Genomic DNA, 18,098 nt, shown 5'->3' on the forward strand with positions numbered 1-18,098 from the left:
AGTCGGTGACGATCGCGCTGACCGCCACCACCGACGGCAAGAAGATCTTCGGCCGGGCGACCGCGTCGGCGAAGCTGGCCTAGCCGTGGCGATCAATACCGACATCCTCGGGATGGTCTGGGAGTACCCGGACAGCTTCGTGGTCGGTCGGGAACAGGTGCGCAGCTTCGCCATTGCGGTCAAAGCCGATCACCCCGCCCACTACGACGAGCAGGCCGCGGCCGACCTCGGGCACGACGACCTCGTCGTGCCGCCGACATTCGTGACGATCCTCGCCAAGCTGGTCCAGGCCGACTTCATGCGCAAGGTCGACACCGGCTACGACACGATGCAGATCGTCCAGGTCGACCAGAGGTTCGTCTTCCACCGGCCGATCCTGGTCGGCGACGAGCTGCACGCGACAATGGAGATCGACTCCGTCAACGAGCGATTCGGCGCCGACATCGTCGTCACCAGGAACACCCTGACCGACGCTCACGGCGAGGTGGTCTTGACGTCGTACACCACGGTGATGGGCCACGAGGGCGACAACTCGGTCAACCTCAAGTGGGACATGGAAAGCGGGCAGATCGTCAGGACCGCGTGATTAGTACCTGACCACTGCTCCGCTGTACACTCAAACCTCGGGGTTTTCCCAGTACCAGCGTATTTTCCCTTCCGTGGGCGAAGCGCGCGTCCTGGAAGGCCCCGACACGCGCAGGTTGGCCTGCCAACCAGCGAAGGGGCGTAGCTCAACTGGCAGAGCAGCGGTCTCCAAAACCGCAGGTTGCAGGTTCAAGTCCTGTCGCCCCTGCAATGCGTCCGGTGACGATGCGGGCCGGAACGGCCCGAGGAGGAACCGGACCTGAAAAGGTGGACACTGGAAGGTGACCACTACGCACACGAATGAACGAAGGAGCATGCGGTGAGCGACGAACGCGTCGATGCCGACGCCGCAGCCGACGGCAACGGAACCGACGACTCGCAAGGCGGTCGTACGGCCGTCGTGACGCGTCCGCAGCGGCCCACGGGCAAGCGGTCCCGCCAGCGGGCCGACGCAGGTGACGCAACCGGTGCCGTCGAACTCACCGACAGCGACGCCGACGACAGCGACAAGGCCAAGAAGGCGAAGAAGGCCAAGAAGTCTGACCAGCCGTCGAACAACCCATTCGTCTTCGTCTACACCTACCTGAAGCAGGTCGTCAGCGAACTGCGCAAGGTGATCTGGCCCAACCGCAAGCAGATGAGCTCCTACACCTCGGTGGTGTTGGCGTTCCTGGTGTTCATGGTGGCGTTGATCGGCCTGGTGGACCTGGGCTTGGCCAAGCTAGTGATGATGGTGTTCGGCTGAGCTTTCGCCACGACCACCAAGCGCTGAAATATTAGGAAGGACCCAGACAACCGTGACTACCTCCGACGGCGATCAGCCGGTGGGTGAGACGGTCGACATCGAAGCCGCGCTGCAAGAAGTCACCGCCGACGACGCGGCCGAGACGGCCGGCGCTGAAGCGTCCGCCGAAGAGGCCGCCGCCGCGATCGCCGCACCCGAGGAACCGGCCCAGGAAGAGGACGAGGACGTCGACCCTGCCGTCGCGCTGAAGGCCGAACTGCGGTCCAAGCCCGGTGACTGGTACGTGATCCACTCCTACGCCGGTTACGAGAACAAGGTGAAAGCCAACCTCGAAACCCGCGTGCAGAACTTGGACGTCGGCGACTACATCTTCCAGGTGGAGGTTCCCACCGAAGAGGTCACCGAGATCAAGAACGGCCAGCGCAAGCAGGTCAACCGCAAGGTGCTGCCGGGCTACATCCTGGTGCGGATGGATCTCACCGACGAGTCGTGGAGCGCGGTGCGTAACACCCCGGGCGTCACCGGGTTCGTCGGCGCGACCTCCAAGCCGTCGGCGCTCACGCTCAACGACGTGGTGAAGTTCCTGCTGCCGCAGGGTGCCACCAAGAAGCCCGCCAAGGGCACTGCCGCCGCGGCCACCGCCACGGCCGAAGGCGGTCTGGAACGTCCCGTGGTCGAGGTGGACTACGAGGTCGGCGAGTCGGTCACCGTCATGGACGGCCCGTTCGCCACGCTGCCGGCGACGATCAACGAGGTCAACGCCGAACAACAGAAACTCAAGGTGCTGGTGTCCATCTTCGGCCGCGAAACACCTGTGGAACTGGGCTTCACCCAGGTCTCGAAGATTTAGAGATACGGCGCCGGACGACGATGCGGGAGGTCCCGCTGACGAGTCCGGCCATAGAAAGGAACACCAACACTCATGGCCCCGAAGAAGAAGGTCGTCGGGCTGATCAAGCTGCAGATCGAGGCCGGTGCGGCCAACCCCGCTCCGCCGGTCGGTCCGGCGCTCGGCCAGCACGGCGTCAACATCATGGAGTTCTGCAAGGCGTACAACGCCGCGACGGAAAGCCAGCGCGGCAACGTGGTGCCGGTGGAGATCACCGTCTACGAAGACCGCAGCTTCACGTTCGCGCTGAAGACGCCGCCGGCTGCCCGGCTGCTGCTCAAGGCCGCCAAGGTGGCCAAGGGCTCGCCCGAGCCGCACAAGGAGAAGGTCGCCAAGGTCACCTGGGACCAGGTCCGCGAGATCGCCGAGACGAAGAAGGCCGACCTCAACGCCAACGACATCGACGCGGCCGCCAAGATCATCGCCGGCACCGCCCGGTCGATGGGGATCACCGTCGAATAAGACTTCGGCGGGTAATCCCGCCGACGAGGGACGACGATGCGGGCCGATAGCGGCCCGCTGAGGAGCCCGACATTTGAAGTACGTGGGAGGGCCAGCTTCGGCCCGCAAACCACAACCCAACACATGGATTGGATGTACGAATGAGCAAGAACAGCAAGGCATATCGCGCGGCCCTCGAGAAGGTCGACCGCGACAATCTCTACACCCCGTTGCAGGCGGCCAAGTTGGCCAAGGAGACGTCGTCGACCAAGCAGGACTCGACCGTCGAGGTGGCGATCCGGCTCGGAGTGGACCCGCGCAAGGCCGACCAGATGGTCCGCGGCACGGTCAACCTCCCGCACGGCACCGGTAAGACCGCCCGTGTCGCGGTGTTCGCGGTTGGCGAGAAGGCCGAAGAGGCCACCGCGGCCGGCGCCGACGTGGTCGGCAGCGACGACCTGATCGAAAAGATCCAGGGCGGCTTCCTCGACTTCGACGCCGCGATCGCGACCCCGGACCAGATGGCCAAGGTCGGCCGGATCGCCCGCATCCTCGGCCCGCGCGGTCTGATGCCGAACCCGAAGACCGGAACCGTCACCCCGGACGTCACCAAGGCGGTGTCCGACATCAAGGGCGGAAAGATCAACTTCCGCGTCGACAAGCAGGCCAACCTTCACTTCGTGATCGGCAAGGCGTCCTTCGGCGAGCAGCAGCTCGCCGAGAACTACGGCGCAGCGATCGACGAGGTGCTGCGGCACAAGCCGTCGTCGTCCAAAGGGCGCTACCTGAAGAAGGTCACCGTGTCGACGACCAACGGACCGGGAATCCCGGTCGACCCGGCAATCACCCGCAACTTCAGCGAGGCGTGAGCGACTTGCGGTTCACTGGGTGGTCGCTGACGGTCAACAGCACATCCGTCTCTTAGACTCGCCCTCATGCCAGGTCCCTTGGATAACGCCGGCAGGCGGCTAGACCGGCCGCAGCTGACTGACTACCTCGACGCCGACGGCAGCATCGTGCTGCCCGAAGGCGTCAACTTGGTGACGATGCTGGACCGGCACATCGACGAGATCGCCGATGCCGTCGCGTACCGCTTCCTCGACTACTCCCGCGATTCCGACGGCGAGATGATCCAGTTGACCTGGGCCGCGCTGGGTTCCAGGCTGCGGGCCATCGGTGCCCGTCTGCAGCAGGTCACCTCACGGGGTGACCGGGTGGCGATCCTGGCGCCGCAGGGCATCGACTACATCGTCGGATTCTTCGCCGCGATCAAGGCCGGTGACATCGCCGTGCCGCTGTTCGCGCCGGAGTTTCCCGGGCATGCCGAGCGGCTCGACGCGGTGCTGGGCGACGCCAAGCCCTCGGTGGTCTTGACCACGGCCGGGGCGGCCGCAACCGTGCAGGAGTTCGTCCGCTCGCTGCCGCGTGCCAGGAGGCCGCGAGTGATCGCGATCGACGAAGTCCCCGACTCGGTGGGCGCGACGTTCGAACCGGTGCATCTCGACACCGACGACATCGCGTATCTGCAATACACCTCGGGGTCGACGCGGGCGCCGGTCGGTGTGGAGATCACCCACCGCGCGATCGGCACCAACGTGCTGCAGATGGTGATCTCGACCGGCATCGACTGGGACATCCGCAGCGTCAGTTGGTTACCGCTGTATCACGACATGGGCCTGCTGATGATCGTGTGCGTGGCGGTTTTCGGCACCCAGCTCACGCTGATGTCGCCGGTGGCCTTCGTCCGGCGGCCGCAACGGTGGATTCGCCAACTGGCCGCCGAGTCCAAACACGGTCCCACCTACGCCGCAGCGCCGAACTTCGCGTTCGAACTGGCCGTCGAGCGCGGGCTTCCCGACGAGGGCGAAGAGCTCGATCTGACCAATGTGGTCTCGCTGATCAACGGCTCCGAACCGGTGCGAATCGAGTCGATCGAAAAGTTCAACGCCGCGTTCGCCCCATACGGGCTGCCGCGCACCGCGGTCAAGCCGTCCTACGGCATGGCCGAGGCCACGCTTTTCGTCTCGACCATCGACCTCACCGCCGGGGCGACGGTCGTGTACCTGGACCGCGAAGAACTGGGAGCGGGTCGTGCGATCGAGGTCCCGCGTGACGCGCCCAACGCGATCGCGCAAGTGTCGTGCGGTCGGGTGGCCCGCAGCCAGTGGGGCATCATCGTCAACGCCGAGACCGAGGCCGAAGCTCCCGACGGCGAGGTCGGCGAAATTTGGTTGCACGGCAACAACATTGGTCGGGGCTACTGGGGTCGGCCCGAAGAGACCGAGCAGGTCTTCGGCAACAAGCTGCAGCGTCGGCTGCCCACCGGCAGCCATGCCGAGGGGGCACCGAGCGACGCGACCTGGCTGCGCACCGGCGACCTCGGCGTCTACCTCCACGGCGAGCTCTACATCACCGGGCGCATCAAAGACATGATCATCATCGACGGCCGCAACCACTACCCGCAGGACATCGAAGCCACCACGGCCGAGGCGTCGCCGCGAGTGCGATCGGGTTATGTCGCAGCGTTTTCGGTACCCGCGAACGAGGTGGCGGGCGCGCCCGCAGACGATGTCGGCGAGCGCGTGGTGATCGTCGCCGAACGGGCGCCGGGCGCCGGTCGCGCCGACCCGGAATCGGTGATCGACGCGATCCGCGCCGCGGTGTCACGGCGGCACAGCCTTCCGCTGGCCGACGTGCTGCTGGTGGCGGCCGGCGTCATCCCGCGAACCACCAGCGGCAAGCTCGCGCGCCAGGCGTGCCGCGCCCTCTATCTCAGCGGCGAGCTAGGCCAGCGCGGCCACTAGCCGCCGCACTCGACGATCCGGCGGCGCAGATAGTCGCGGCCCGGGTCAGAACCGTTGGACTCCAACGCCCTTCGATACCAGGTGAGCGCGTCGTCTGGTCGCCCCGCCCGGCGCAGTAGGTCGGCGCGCACCGAGGCGACGAGGTTGGATCGCTTGAGCCGCGGGTCGTGCGCGACCTGGTCCAGCGCGGCCAGTCCCGCGTCCGGGCCGTCGCGAAAGCCGACCGCCAGCGCCCGATTCGCCCGCACCACGGGCGAATCGGTCATCGCGGCCAGCCGGTCGTAGGCCGTGCAGATCGTGCGCCAATCCGTCTGCTCCCACGACGGCGCGGTCGCGTGCAGTGCCGCGATCACCGCCTGTGGGAGGTAGGGGCCGGTCGACCCGTGGGCCTGCTTGAGTCGCTCCAGGCCGCGGGTGATGCGGCCGCGGTCCCAGCGGCGACGGTCCTGCTCCTCCAGCGGTACCAGCGCACCGTCGGCGTCCACCCGGGTCGCGCGCCGCGAATCATGCAGCAGCACAAGGGCGGCCAGCGCATGGGCCTCTAGTTCGGTGGGCATCAACGTGCACAGCTCGGACGCCAGCCGAACGCCCTCGTCGCACAACTCGTCGCGGATCGCCGACGGGCCGGCCGTCGACCAGTAACCCTCGGTGAACACCGAGTAGATGCAGCTGAGCACGTGCGATGTGCGCTCGGGCAGCAGCTCTGCCGGCGGCACCCGCAGCGGGATGTTCGCGTGCCGTACCTTCGTCTTGGCCCGGGTAATACGTTGCCCCACAGCCGCTTCGGTCTGCAGCAGCGCGCGGGCGATTTCCGCGACGGTCAGCCCGGAGACCAGTCGCAGCGTCAGCGCCAGCTGCGACAGGCGGTCGAGCGCGGGATGCGCGCAGGTGAACATCATCCGCAGCTCGTCGTCGCGGACCGGGTGGACGTCCACCTCGGTGCGCCGCTGTATCTCGTCCACCACCGCCGCCAATTCCTTTCCCGGGCGCACCGTTTCGCGACGCAACCGGTCGCGGGCGCGGTTGCGCGCCACGGTGAGCACCCAACCGCCGGGGTTGTCGGGTATGCCGTCGCGCGGCCAGGTCCGCAGCGCCTCGGCAAAGGCCTCCTGAACGGCGTCCTCGGCGACGGTCAGATCACCCGACCACCGGGCCAGCGCGGCCACGGCCGGACCCCACTCGCGCCGAAAGACGCCGTCCAGGTTGACCATTCGTGGGTTAGAGTCCCGACACCCCGGCCAGCTGGCGCACCTCGACACCCGAAGCGGGAATCATCGACGCCAGCTTGACGGCCTCGTCGCGGTCGGCGGCCGACAACAGGTAGACACCCGTGGCGATCTCGGCGCTCTCAGCGAACGGCCCGTCGGTCAGCAGCACCTCGCCGTCGCGCACCCGCACGGTGGTCGCCGTCGCCGGCTCGTGCAACGCCGCGCCTCCGACGATGTGATCGCCCGCGGCACCGGCGAATTCGCCGTGCCGTGCGGCTTCGGCCTCCCACTCCGGGGTGCCCGGGGCGTTGACGTTGGCCGGCGGCTCCAGCAGCAGTGCCAGCCACTGCGCCTGCGACCGCTTGGTCCACTCGGAGTCGAAGGTGTGGAAGATCGGCCGGACCTCGATGGCACCGTTCTGGGCGGCCGGGATGTCCCGGGCCAGGGCCAGCGCGTCGTCGAGGTTGTCGGCCTCGAACACGTAGTAGCCGCAGGCGATCTCCGCCGCCTCGGCGAACGGTCCGTCGGTGATCGTCGGCGCTTCGGGACCGCCGGTGATGCGCGAACCAGTTGACGACGGCAACAGCGCGTCCCCGGCGCGGATCGCCGATCCGGCTTTGGCGTGGAAACTCTGGTAGGCCGCCATCCCAGCGGCCTGCTCGTCGGGTGTGAGCTCTCGCTCTTTGTTGATCAGCAAAGCGAGGTACTGCATCGTGGTCACCTCCGGTAGTGAGCGAAACCCTGTGTTTCACTCTCTACCTGTCCGACGAACGGCGCAGCCACTATCCGACAGCGGCCGGAAAGAAAGTTACGCCGCAGCGCCCGGCTTCAGGTAGGTCACCAGGCTGACGTCCAGCATCTCCTCGGAGAAGTAGAACTCGCAGCCACGCAGGTATTTCATGTAGCGCTCGTAGACCTCTTCGGACTGGATCTCGATGGCCTTGTCCTTGTTGGCCTCGAGCGCGTCACCCCACAGATGCAGCGTCTTGATGTAGCTCTCGCGAAGCGAAATCGGTTCGGGCACAACGAATCCCGCCTTCTCGCCGTGCTCCACCATCATGCCGGTGGACGGCAGGCGACCGCCGGGGAAGATCTCGGTGAGGATGAACTTGATGAATCGGGCCGTCTCGAAGGTGATCTTCTTCCCGCGCGCATTCAGGTCGTACGGGTGGTACGCCACGCTGCTCTGCACGGTCATCCGCCCGTCGTCGGGCATGATGCTGAAGGTGTTCTTGAAGAAGTGGTCGTAGTTCTCGAACCCGAAATGCTCGAACGCCTCGATCGACACGATCCGGTCGACCGGCTGGTGGAAGTCCTCCCAGCCCTGCAGCAGCACCGTGCGTGAGCGATCGGTGTCGAGGCTGTCCAGCACCTGCTGAGCGCGGGCGTGCTGGTTTTTCGACAGCGTCAGGCCGATGACGTTGACGTCGTACTTCTCGACGGCGCGGCGCATCGTGGTGCCCCAGCCGCAACCGATGTCGAGCAGCGTCATGCCGGGCTTGAGGTCCAGCTGGTCGAGGTTCAGGTCGACCTTGGCGATCTGGGCTTCCTCGAGCGACTGGTCGTCGCTGGTGAAGTAGGCGCTGCTGTAGGTCCGCGTCGGGTCCTGGAACAGGCCGAAGAAATCGTCGGACAGGTCGTAGTGCGCCTGGATGTCCTCCGGGCGCGTCCGTGTCTGAATCGAACCGTCTTGATTCTCAGCCATCAGCGTGTGTAACCCTTCCCCTACTGCCTAGGTATTACCGCACCCAGGATGCGAAAGCACAATACCCGGCTGTACCAGTCGCCGACGCAACTACATCGCTGTTAAGTGCGCGCGTCGGAAACTATTTCTCCAGCGTGAACTGGTTGACGTCGATATAGCCGATGCGGAATCCCTTCGCGCATCCGGTCAGATAGTGCATATAGCGGTCGTACATCTCCTGCGACTGGATCTCAATCGCCTTGTCCTTGTGCGCCTCCAGCGCGGTGGACCAGCAGTCCAACGTCCGGGCGTAGTGCGGCTGCAGGGACTGCCGGCGGGTCAGCGTGAAGCCGCCTCTTGAGGAGCGGTCCTGCACCATCTCGATCGACGGCAACCGGCCGCCGGGGAAGATCTCGTCGACGATGAACTTCATGAATCGGGCCAGCTCGAAGGTCAACGGCATGCCGCGTTCGGTCATCTGCGCCGGCGTCAACCCGGTGATCGTGTGCAGCAGCATCACGCCGTCGTCGGGCAGCGACTTGTTGGCCATCATGAAGAAGTCGTCGTAGCGGTCGTGGCCGAAGTGCTCGAACGCGCCGATCGACACGATCCGGTCGACGGGCTCGTCGAACTCCTCCCAGCCGGCCAGGCGGACTTCCCTGGTGCGGCGGGTGTCCATCGCGTCCAGGGTCTTCTGGACATGGCTGGCCTGGTTTTTCGACAGGGTCAGGCCGATGACGTTGACGTCGTACTTCTCGACGGCGCGGCGCATCGTGCTGCCCCAGCCGCAGCCGACGTCGAGCAGCGTCATCCCGGGCTGCAGGCCGAGCTTGCCCAAGGCCAAGTCGACCTTGGCTTGCTGGGCCTCTTCCAGCGTCATGTCGTCGCGCTCGAAATAGGCGCAGCTGTAGGTCTGGCTCGGGTCGAGAAAGAGCTGGAAAAACTCGTCAGACAGGTCGTAGTGAGCCTGGACGTCCTCGAAGTGCGGCCTCAATTGATCGGCCATTGCGCAGCGCGCCCTCCTCGATGTCTTGTGCCCCCGGCGATCCATCGGCCAGCCTAGCCGGATTGGCGCGATCGTGCCGAAGCGAAGAGGCCCGCCTCAGCCCTGCGCGAACGTGGTGGTCAGCTCGCCGGTGATCTCGTCCCAGAGCTCTTCGGGCAGGTCGTGACCCATGCCGTCGAACAACACCAGGCGAGCGCCCGGGATCGTCCGGGCCACCACCTTGCCGCCGAACGGGCGCTGCAGCTTGTCGGCCTTCCCGTGCAACACCACGGTCGGCGCGGTGGTCTGCCGGTTGTAGCGCGCCAGGCTGCCGCTGGCGATGATCGCGCTGAAATGCCGGGCCGTTCCCCACGGGTAATAGCAGCGCTCATAGGCCTGGATCGCGTCGTCGCGCAACCGCTGCTCCGGTGCCGGGTAGCGCGGGCTGCCGATGATCCGCCAGACCTTCACCGAATAGTCGGCAATGACCTCGATCGGCGAATGCGGCGACGGGCCACGCAGCACGGCGAACAGCGCACGCGGGTGTGGCGGGGGCAAGAACGGCCGGTTGTTGCTGGAGAAGACCACCGCCAGCGATCGGGTGCGCTCGGCGAACCGCGCCGCGAAGATCTGCGCGATCATGCCGCCCATCGAGGCGCCGACGATGTGTGCGCGCTCGATGCCGAGGTGGTCGAGCAGCGCTGCGGCGTCGTCGGCCATGTCTTCCAGCCGGTAGTCGGCGGTGCCGGGAATCCCGAGGAAGAACTTGATCATGTTCGGGATCATCGCGCCGCCGTTGCTGCGCCGTTCGGTCTTGCTGGACAGCCCGACGTCGCGGTTGTCGTAGCGGATCACCCGCAGGCCCTGGGCGACCAGCTTCTCGCAGAAGCCGTCGCGCCACAGCAGCAGCTGCGAGCCCAGGCCCATGATCAGCAGGACGGCCGGGTCTCCGGTCTCGCCCATGTCTTCGTAGTAGATATCCACATCGCCCGAACGTGCTGTGCCGGTGCGGATTTGCATGCGTTAGACCTCTAGTTCGGACTCGTTGTGCTCGCGGGCGACCTCGACCATGAAGTTAGCGAAGTATCCGGTGAGCTGCGGGTCGGACATCATCTGCCAGCGCGGAGCCAGCAGCTTCATGTACCGCTCCACGTAGAGGAACTGCTTGCCGATCAGCACGAGCTCACGTGGCAGCTTGACGTCGTAGGCGTCGGCCAGCGCCGACAGTTGCTTGCCGATGTCGGCGTAGGACAGCTCGCCGAGCGTGGACATGGTCAGCGGGGTGGCGAATTTCTCCAGATCCTTGGCCGCTTCGGCCTCGGGTCGCATGGTGCCCACAGCGCCCATCAGCACGACGATCTTGCCGGCCGCGGCGTGGTCCTTCTTCACCAGCAGCGCGTGCACGAGCTCGCGCAGCAGCCAGCGGGTCCGCGGGTCGATACGTCCCATGATGCCGAAGTCGAAGAACACGATCCGGCCCTTGTCGTCGACATACAGGTTGCCGGCGTGCAGGTCGCCGTGGAACAGGCCGTGCCGCAGCCCACCCTCGAACAGGCTGAACAGCAGCGCCTTGACCAGCTCGGTGCCGTCGAAGCCAGCCTTGCGGATGGCGGCGACGTCGTCGATGCGGATGCCCTGCACCCGCTCCATCGTCAGCACCCGCTCCGAGGTCAGGTCCCAGTAGACCTCGGGCACCCGGATGTTCTTGCCAAGCGGCGACGGGTTCAGGTGGGAAACCCAGGCCTCCATCGACTGCGCCTCGAGCCGAAAGCTCAGCTCCTCGGCCAGGTTGTCGGAGAAGTCCGCGACGACGTCCTGCGCGGACAGCCGGCGGCCCAGCTTGGCCAGCTCGACCGCCTGCGCGAAGCGCTTGAGGATCTGCAGGTCGGCGGCCACCCGGCGGCGGATGCCCGGCCGCTGGATCTTGACGACGACATCTTCGCCGCTGTGCAGGCGGGCGTAGTGCACCTGGGCGATCGACGCCGAGGCGAACGGCTCCTCGTCGAAGTGGGCGAACAGGTCCTGCGGGTCGCCGCCGAGCTCCTCTTTGAAGAGTTTGTGGACGGCGTCCTTGTCGGCCGGCGGTACGCGGTCGAGCAGGCCGCGGAACTCGCGGGACAGCTGCTCGCCGAAGGCGCCCGGGCTGGACGCGATGATCTGGCCGAACTTGACGTACGTCGGACCCAAATCGGCGAAGGTCTGGGGGAGCTGCTTGATGACCTTCTGCTGCATCGGCCCCTTGCCGGGCAACTTGGTCAGGATTCGGGCTGCGGTGCGGGTGAGCTGCCAACCGGTCGCGCCGATGCGCGCCGCTTCGACCGGTAGCGGCACCCGGTCAAGCCTGGCAACCCCGCGGTGGTTGTTGGAACTCATTGGTGCAGTCTGCCAAAACGGCAGTTTCAAGTCACAATTGCTGTGACCCCGCTCACCCGGCTTCGGCCCGGGCAAAGTTCTCGGTCAGTGTTTCGACGATCGGCCGCCACACCGGTTCGGGGAGGTCGTGACCCATGCCGTCGATCACCACGTAACGGGCCCCCGGGATGGCGGCCGCGACGGCCCGGCCGTTTCGGGGTCGCAGCATCGGGTCGTGCGAGCCGTGCAGCACCACCGTCGGCGCGGTGATCGCCTTGCTGAAGCGCAGCAGGCTGCCGGTGCCCAGGACGGCGTCGAACTGACGCAGCATGCCGGGTGGATAGGTGGACCGCTCGGCCAGCTCCTTGACCCGCCGACGCAGCTCGGACTCCGGCGGCAGGAAGTTCGGGCCGTTGAACACCGCGACGTTGCGCACCTCGAACGCGAGCTTCTCCTCCTCGGTCGAGTCGTCGGCGGGCGCGTTGAACGCCAGCCGGATCACCCGCCAGGCCGGCAGCCGGGAGAACGGCTTGCCGGTGGTGGACATGACGATGGCCAGCGAGGTGACCCGGTCCGGTTCGGTGGCGGCCAGGATCTGCGCGATCATCCCGCCCATCGACGCGCCGACGACGTGTGCCTGGCCGATGACCAGATGGTCGAGCAACGCGACCACGTCGGCGGTCATGTCTTCGAGCGTGTACGGCACCTCGCTGCGACGGCCGACCAGGTAGCGCCCGACCCGGCGGTACACCGAGCCCGCCGCGCGCATCCCGTGCATCTTGGCCGACAGCCCGGTGTCGCGATGGTCGAAGCGGATCACCCGATACCCCGCGTCGACCAGCAGAGCGCAGAAGCCTTCCGGCCACATCGGCAGCTGGGCGCCCAGACCCATGATCAACAGGACGGCTGGATCTTTCGGGTCGCCGAGGTCTTCGTAGTAGAGCTCGACGGCACCGTGGTGCGCGAGGCCGCTACGAGTCCGCATCACGCTGCTTGGCTGTCCAAGGCTGCACCCAGCCGTCGATCGACCAGCCCTCCAGCGCGGCCAGCAGCTCGTACATGGTGGCGCCGTCGATGCTTTCGCGGATGATGTCGGCGTGACCGGAATGCCGGGTCAGCTCGTTGATCACGTGCAAAATCACCCACCGCACCGACCAGTCCTTGATGCCCTTCGGGAACCACGGAATATCCTGCGGCACCGGTACTTTCGCGTCCAGGTCGGCCGTCTCGGCAAGGCGCAGCGCCTTCGCGCTCTGGGCCTCGAACTTCGCGAGCAGGCCGTCCAGCGTCTCGTCGGGCCGCATGACGTGTTGCTCGCCGAAATCCTTGGCGATCTCGTCGAACGAGCGGGGATCGCGCGGTGGGGCGTCCGGCGCGGCCGCGACCCGCTTCATCCAGGTGTCCTGCATGGCGGTGCAGTGCTTGACCAACCCGCCGATCGACAACTCGCTGGCCGTGGGACGCGAGCGGGCCTGTTCGTCGGTGAGGCCGTAGGCCACCGCGAAGAACGCGCTCTGGTGGTAGGCGAGATACTCGCGCAGCGCGCTGCGTTCGTCGGTCACGGGCGAGGCGAGAGCGGGCATCGACGTTCCTTTCTGCGTACGTGTGTCAAGCCTTGCACCCGTGGGTGACAAAGACGTCGTAGGGTGCGGGAATGCAGGTGACGTCGGCGGAGTCGACTGAACTTTTCGTGGGCCCGGCGGACGCCCCGCTACAGCTGGTTCGGGTGAGGCTGGACGGCTTTGCCGAGCCCGTCGAGGTTCACGTTTCCGGTGACGGGCTGAGCGGGTCGGCATCTGGCGTGGACGTCGTCGAGGTGCCGGTCGTGGTGGAGCGTCCGGTGGTCGGGCAGCGGCGAACCGCTTCGGTGCATGCGGGGCGTGTGGAGGCGTCGTTCGAATTCGTTGTCGCCGAGCCGGGCTGGACGATGTTCATGATCAGCCACTTCCACTACGACCCGGTGTGGTGGAACACCCAGGGCGCTTACACCAGCCTGTGGACCGAGGACCCGCCCGGAAAGGCCCGTCAGACAAACGCTTTCGAGTTGGTGCACGCGCATCTGGAGATGGCCCGCCGGGAACCCGAATACAAATTCGTCCTCGCCGAGGTCGACTACCTCAAGCCGTATTGGGACACCCATCCCGAAGACCGCGCGGACCTACGCCGGTTGATGAAGCAGGGCCGCGTCGAGATCATGGGCGGCACCTACAACGAGCCGAATACGAACCTCACCAGCCCAGAGACGACCATCCGAAACCTCGTGCACGGCATGGGTTTTCAACGTGACGTGCTGGGGGGCAGCCCGGAAACGGCATGGCAGCTCGACGTGTTCGGCCACGACCCGCAGTTTCCCGGCATGGCCGCCGACGCCGGTCTGACCTCGAGTTCGTGGGCCCGCGGACCGCACCACCAGTGGGGCCCGATGCACAGCGAGGGCGGCGTGTCGGGCATGCAGTTCAGCAGCGAGTTCGAATGGATCTCGCCGTCAGGCCGCGGGCTGCTCACGCACTACATGCCGGCGCATTACTCGGCCGGCTGGTGGATGGACGAATCGACCACGGTGAGCGAAGCCGAGCGAGCCTGCCTCGAGTTGTTCACCGAGCTGAAGAAGGTCGCGCTGACCCGCAACGTACTGCTGCCCGTCGGCACCGATTACACGCCACCGAACAAGTGGGTCACCGAGATTCATCGCGACTGGGCCGCGCGGTACACCTGGCCGCGGTTCGTGTGCGCGCTGCCGCGTGAGTTCTTCGCCGCGGTGTTGACCGAACTGGACGAGCGCGGCGAGATGCCGTCGCCGCAGACCCGTGACATGAACCCGATCTACACCGGCAAGGACGTGTCGTTCATCGACACCAAGCAGGCCAACCGCGCCGCCGAGGACGCGGTGCTGGACGCCGAGAAGTTCGCGGTGTTCGCCGGTTTGGTTGGCGGCGCCGGCTATCCTCAGGCCGCGCTGGCCAAGGCATGGGTGCAGTTGGCCTACGGCGCCCACCACGACGCGATCACCGGCTCGGAGTCCGACCAGGTCTACCTCGACCTGCTGACCGGCTGGCGCGACGCGTGGGAGCTGGGCAAGGCGGCGCGCGACAACTCGCTGGCGCTGCTGTCGAGTGCGGTCGACGGCGAAGTCGTCGTGTGGAACACGTTGACCCACAGTCGGACCGACATCGTCGCCGCCCGATTCGCGGACCCACTCGGCGCCGGCGTCCAGGTGCTGGATCACGACGGCGTGGCGCTTCCCGCGGTGGTCGAGCACGGCGGGACGTCGATCAGCTGGCTCGCCCGCGACGTGCCGTCGCTGGGTTGGCGTTCGTACCGGGTGGTTGCCGGCAATGCGGACGGCGGTTGGGAGTCGTTGGAGGGCAACGAAATCGCCAACGAGCACTACCGATTGGCGGTCGACCCGCTGCGCGGCGGCGGGGTGGTCTCGCTGGTGCGCGACGGCAAGCAGCTGATCGCGGCGGGACGCGTCGGCAACGAGCTGGCGGTCTACGAGGAATACCCGGCGCATCCGACCGGCGGCGAAGGCCCCTGGCACCTGCTGCCTAAGGGGCCGGTCGTCGGCTCGTCGGCGTCGACGGCCGAGGTTCAGGCCTACCGCAGTGCGTTGGGGCGGCGACTGGTGGTCCGCGGCCGGATCGGTGAATTGCTGCGCTACACGCAGACGCTGACGTTGTGGCGCGGCGTCGATCGGGTCGACTGCGCCACCACGATCGACGACTTCGTCGGCGAAGACCGGCTGCTGCGGCTGCGTTGGCCCTGCCCGGTGCCGGGCGCGATGCCGGTCAGTGAAGTCGGCGACGCGGTGGTCGGTCGTGGCTTTGCGTTGCTGCACAACGGCTCTGAGGCGGTGGACACCGCCGACCACCCGTGGACGCTGGACAGCCCCGCCTACGGCTGGTTCGGGTTGTCGTCGGCGGCGCGAATCCGCGTCGGCGACGGGGTGCGCACGGTGTCGGTCGCCGAGGTCGTCACACCCACCGAGGCTTGCAGCGGTGAGCTGGCCCGCGAGCTGGTGGTCGCGCTGGTGCGGGCCGGTGTCACCGCGACCTGCAGCAGCGCCGACCGACCGCGGTACGGGCTGCTCGGCGTCGATTCCAACCTGCCTGACACGCGGATCGCCCTGGGCCAGAGCGCGTTTACCGCATCGGTGCTGGCGGCCGCCGACCCGGCCTACGCCCGCGAGGTCGATCGGCAGCTGGCCGCCACCGGCCGAGCCACGGTGTGGGTCCCCGCCGCCGCCCCATTGGCCGAGACCTGGATTCCCGATGCCGACCTACGGGATCCACCGGCGCTGCCGGTGTTGGTGATCGCCGGGCGCGACGACGCCCAGCTCGCCGCGGCGATCGCGGCGGTGGTCGACGATCTCGCCGACGCGGAGATCGTCGTCAAGCAGCGCGCCCCGTCGGGCCTGCGCGACTTCGAATCGCGCACCGTCGCCTTGTGCAACCGCGGCGTACCCAGCTTCGCCGTCGAGACCGACGGCACCCTGCATACGGCGCTGATGCGGTCGTGCACCGGCTGGCCGTCCGGCATCTGGATCGACGAGCCGCGGCGCACCGCTCCAGACGGCTCGAACTTCCAATTGCAGCACTGGACACACACTTTCGACTACGCGCTGGTGTGCGGTGGCGGCGACTGGCGCCGCGCCGAAGTGCCCGAGCGTAGCGCCGAGTTCTCCCATCCACTGCTGCCGGTGACGTCGTCGGGCTCGCTGGGCGGGCTGCCCGCGACCGGCTCACTGCTCCAGGTAGAACCGGTCGGCGCCGTGCAGCTGGGCGCGCTCAAGGCGGCCGGCAACCCGATGGCGCACGGCAGCGCCCAGCGTGTCGACACGGGCCACGTCGCGATCCGGTTGGTCGAAACCCGTGGCGGCGAAACCAAAGTCGATGTGCGTTCGCCGCTGGGCACGGTGTCCGAGCTGCGGTCCGCCGATCTATTGGAGCAGCCGCAGGGCCGTGACCACGTGACGACGTTGCACGGCCATCAAATCGCCACCACACTTGCGCGATTCGACCTGCCGCGCCTGCTCGACGCCGAAAACGCGGTGTTGGCACCGGATGCCGAGATCGCGCAGCCGCTGTACGCGCGCTACTGGCTGCACAACCGCGGACCGGCGCCGCTGGGTGGCCTGCCCGTCGTCGCGCACCTGCACCCACACCGGCGCACTGCCGAGCCGAATTCCGAAGTGTCGCTGCGCGTGACATTGGCCAGCGACAGCACCGATGCGGCGCTGGCCGGAACCGTGTCGCTGGTCTGCCCGCCCGGCTGGTCGGCCCGGCCCGCCGCGCTGCCCTTCACGTTGCCGGCCGGAGAGCATCTGGACGCCGACATCGTGGTGGAGACGCCCCTCGGCGTCGAGCCTGGCGTGTATCCCGTTCGAGCACAACTTGCCGTCACCGATGCCGGGATCCCAGGCTCCTGGCGGCAGGTGGTCGAGGACGTCGCAGTTGTCTCGGTGGGCGACGCCGACGACGGCGGACTGGTCTACCTGACGCGCGAGCCGACGGATATCGTTGTGGCCGCGGGTGATTCGGCTCGGCTGACGGCTACGGTGGCCACCGACGCAGGGGCCGACCTGAGCCTGGAAGCGCACCTGATCAGCCCCTGGGGCACGTGGGAGTGGATCGGGCCGCCGGCGCTGGGTGCGGTGTTACCGGCCCGTGGCACGGTCGACATCGGCTTCGACGTGCACCCGCCCGCGTGGGTCGAGCCTGGCCAGTGGTGGGCGCTGATCCGGATCGGCTGCGCGGGCCGCCTCGTCTACTCGCCCGCAGTGAAGGTGACCGTGCGATGAAAGTTGCTTCCGTGCAGGGTATTCCGGTGCCGGTCGAGGACGTCGACGAACGTGAGGCGCGACTGCGCAACGGTCCGCTGGCCGCCGCGCTCCCGGCCGCCGGCACCAGCGAGGGCAGGCAACTGCGACGTTGGCTCACCCAGCTGATCGTGACCGAACGGGTGGTCGCCGTCGAGGCCGGCGCCCGCGGAGTCAACGTCGACGATGCGCCGAGCGAAGACGAGCTGCTGCCCGACATTACCGCCCGGCTGGAGATCGGCAGCATCGCCGCCGCGGCGCTGGCCGACCCGCGGGCGCGGGCGCTGTTCGCCCAGATCACCGCGGATGTCGACGTCAGCGATGACGACGTCGCCGCGTACCACGATCGGAACCCGTTGCGGTTCAGTGTCTCTCAACGTGAAACCAACGGTTGGCGGGCTCCGGCGACGACCATGCCGCCGCTCGCGGAGGTGCGCCCGGCGATCGCCGAGCATCTCCGGGCTGCTGCCCGACGGCGGGCCTTCCGGATCTGGCTCGACCAACGCCGTGCTGCACTTGTTCAGCTCGCACATGGCTACGAGCATCCGGGCGACCCGCGCCAACCCGACAACACCCATCGGCACTGA

At 67.3% G+C, this 18,098-nt stretch carries 16 protein-coding genes, 1 tRNA gene and 1 pseudogene; 10 read left to right on the plus strand and 8 right to left on the minus strand.

Annotated features, from left to right (window positions below; genetic code table 11):
- The 8 genes and pseudogenes from A5658_RS16400 to A5658_RS16435 form a co-directional block, all read left to right on the plus strand.
- Positions 1-83: pseudogene (locus A5658_RS16400) on the plus strand (3-hydroxyacyl-ACP dehydratase); the annotation flags it as partial.
- 2 nt (positions 84-85) lie between these two features.
- The gene (hadC, locus tag A5658_RS16405) at positions 86-586 is read left to right on the plus strand and encodes a (3R)-hydroxyacyl-ACP dehydratase subunit HadC (protein WP_067337246.1); all 501 of its coding nucleotides are present in this window, start codon (positions 86-88) and stop codon (positions 584-586) included.
- A 134-nt stretch (positions 587-720) separates the two neighbouring features.
- Positions 721-793 (plus strand) — tRNA-Trp (locus tag A5658_RS16410).
- A gap of 111 nt (positions 794-904) precedes the next feature.
- Complete coding sequence (gene secE / locus A5658_RS16415; RefSeq protein ID WP_067337249.1) at positions 905-1,330, plus strand: preprotein translocase subunit SecE; 426 nt, start codon at positions 905-907, stop codon at positions 1,328-1,330.
- Between the two features lie 52 nt (positions 1,331-1,382).
- On the plus strand, positions 1,383-2,180 hold the full coding sequence (gene nusG, locus A5658_RS16420) for a transcription termination/antitermination protein NusG (RefSeq protein WP_067337252.1): 798 nt from the start codon (positions 1,383-1,385) through the stop codon (positions 2,178-2,180).
- Between the two features lie 72 nt (positions 2,181-2,252).
- Positions 2,253-2,681 carry a 50S ribosomal protein L11 gene (gene rplK, locus A5658_RS16425; RefSeq protein ID WP_067337255.1) on the plus strand — a complete coding sequence of 143 codons (429 nt, stop codon included), beginning with the start codon at positions 2,253-2,255 and terminating at the stop codon, positions 2,679-2,681.
- 140 nt (positions 2,682-2,821) lie between these two features.
- Entirely contained in the window at positions 2,822-3,529 is a 708-nt protein-coding gene (gene rplA / locus A5658_RS16430) for a 50S ribosomal protein L1 (RefSeq protein ID WP_067337258.1), read from the plus strand.
- Between the two features lie 66 nt (positions 3,530-3,595).
- The gene (locus A5658_RS16435) at positions 3,596-5,464 is read left to right on the plus strand and encodes a fatty acyl-AMP ligase (protein WP_067337261.1); all 1,869 of its coding nucleotides are present in this window, start codon (positions 3,596-3,598) and stop codon (positions 5,462-5,464) included.
- Here the strand turns inward: A5658_RS16435 and A5658_RS16440 are convergent.
- From A5658_RS16440 to A5658_RS16475, 8 genes are all read right to left on the minus strand, one after another.
- Complete coding sequence (locus A5658_RS16440; protein WP_067337264.1) at positions 5,461-6,675, minus strand: RNA polymerase sigma factor; 1,215 nt, start codon at positions 6,673-6,675, stop codon at positions 5,461-5,463. The genes A5658_RS16435 and A5658_RS16440 overlap by 4 nt on opposite strands.
- A 7-nt stretch (positions 6,676-6,682) precedes the next feature.
- On the minus strand, positions 6,683-7,384 hold the full coding sequence (locus A5658_RS16445) for a YciI family protein (protein ID WP_067337330.1): 702 nt from the start codon (positions 7,382-7,384) through the stop codon (positions 6,683-6,685).
- Between the two features lie 96 nt (positions 7,385-7,480).
- Entirely contained in the window at positions 7,481-8,377 is an 897-nt protein-coding gene (mmaA4, locus tag A5658_RS16450; protein ID WP_067337267.1) for a hydroxymycolate synthase MmaA4, read from the minus strand.
- 121 nt (positions 8,378-8,498) lie between these two features.
- Positions 8,499-9,362 (minus strand): cyclopropane mycolic acid synthase family methyltransferase, encoded by an 864-nt coding sequence (locus tag A5658_RS16455; protein WP_067337270.1) that lies wholly within the window; start codon positions 9,360-9,362, stop codon positions 8,499-8,501.
- A 96-nt stretch (positions 9,363-9,458) separates the two neighbouring features.
- Positions 9,459-10,361 carry an alpha/beta fold hydrolase gene (locus tag A5658_RS16460; protein ID WP_067337274.1) on the minus strand — a complete coding sequence of 301 codons (903 nt, stop codon included), beginning with the start codon at positions 10,359-10,361 and terminating at the stop codon, positions 9,459-9,461.
- 3 nt (positions 10,362-10,364) lie between these two features.
- Positions 10,365-11,714 (minus strand): AarF/ABC1/UbiB kinase family protein, encoded by a 1,350-nt coding sequence (locus A5658_RS16465; RefSeq protein ID WP_067337277.1) that lies wholly within the window; start codon positions 11,712-11,714, stop codon positions 10,365-10,367.
- Positions 11,715-11,766: 52 nt separating this feature from the next.
- Positions 11,767-12,678: an alpha/beta fold hydrolase gene (locus tag A5658_RS16470; RefSeq protein ID WP_067337280.1), complete on the minus strand. Its 912-nt coding sequence runs from the start codon at positions 12,676-12,678 to the stop codon at positions 11,767-11,769.
- Positions 12,665-13,255: a DinB family protein gene (locus tag A5658_RS16475; RefSeq protein ID WP_067337283.1), complete on the minus strand. Its 591-nt coding sequence runs from the start codon at positions 13,253-13,255 to the stop codon at positions 12,665-12,667. The genes A5658_RS16470 and A5658_RS16475 overlap by 14 nt, the downstream gene beginning before the upstream one ends.
- Before the next feature lie 92 nt (positions 13,256-13,347).
- Between A5658_RS16475 and A5658_RS16480 the strand changes: the two genes are divergently transcribed.
- Positions 13,348-17,493, plus strand: coding sequence for an NEW3 domain-containing protein (locus tag A5658_RS16480; protein ID WP_067337286.1), 4,146 nt, complete (start codon positions 13,348-13,350; stop codon positions 17,491-17,493).
- Positions 17,490-18,098 carry a malonyl CoA-ACP transacylase gene (locus A5658_RS16485; protein WP_067337289.1) on the plus strand — a complete coding sequence of 203 codons (609 nt, stop codon included), beginning with the start codon at positions 17,490-17,492 and terminating at the stop codon, positions 18,096-18,098. The genes A5658_RS16480 and A5658_RS16485 overlap by 4 nt, the downstream gene beginning before the upstream one ends.

It is taken from the genome of Mycobacterium sp. 1245111.1 (assembly GCF_001673405.1).
Taxonomy (GTDB): Bacteria; Actinomycetota; Actinomycetes; order Mycobacteriales; family Mycobacteriaceae; genus Mycobacterium.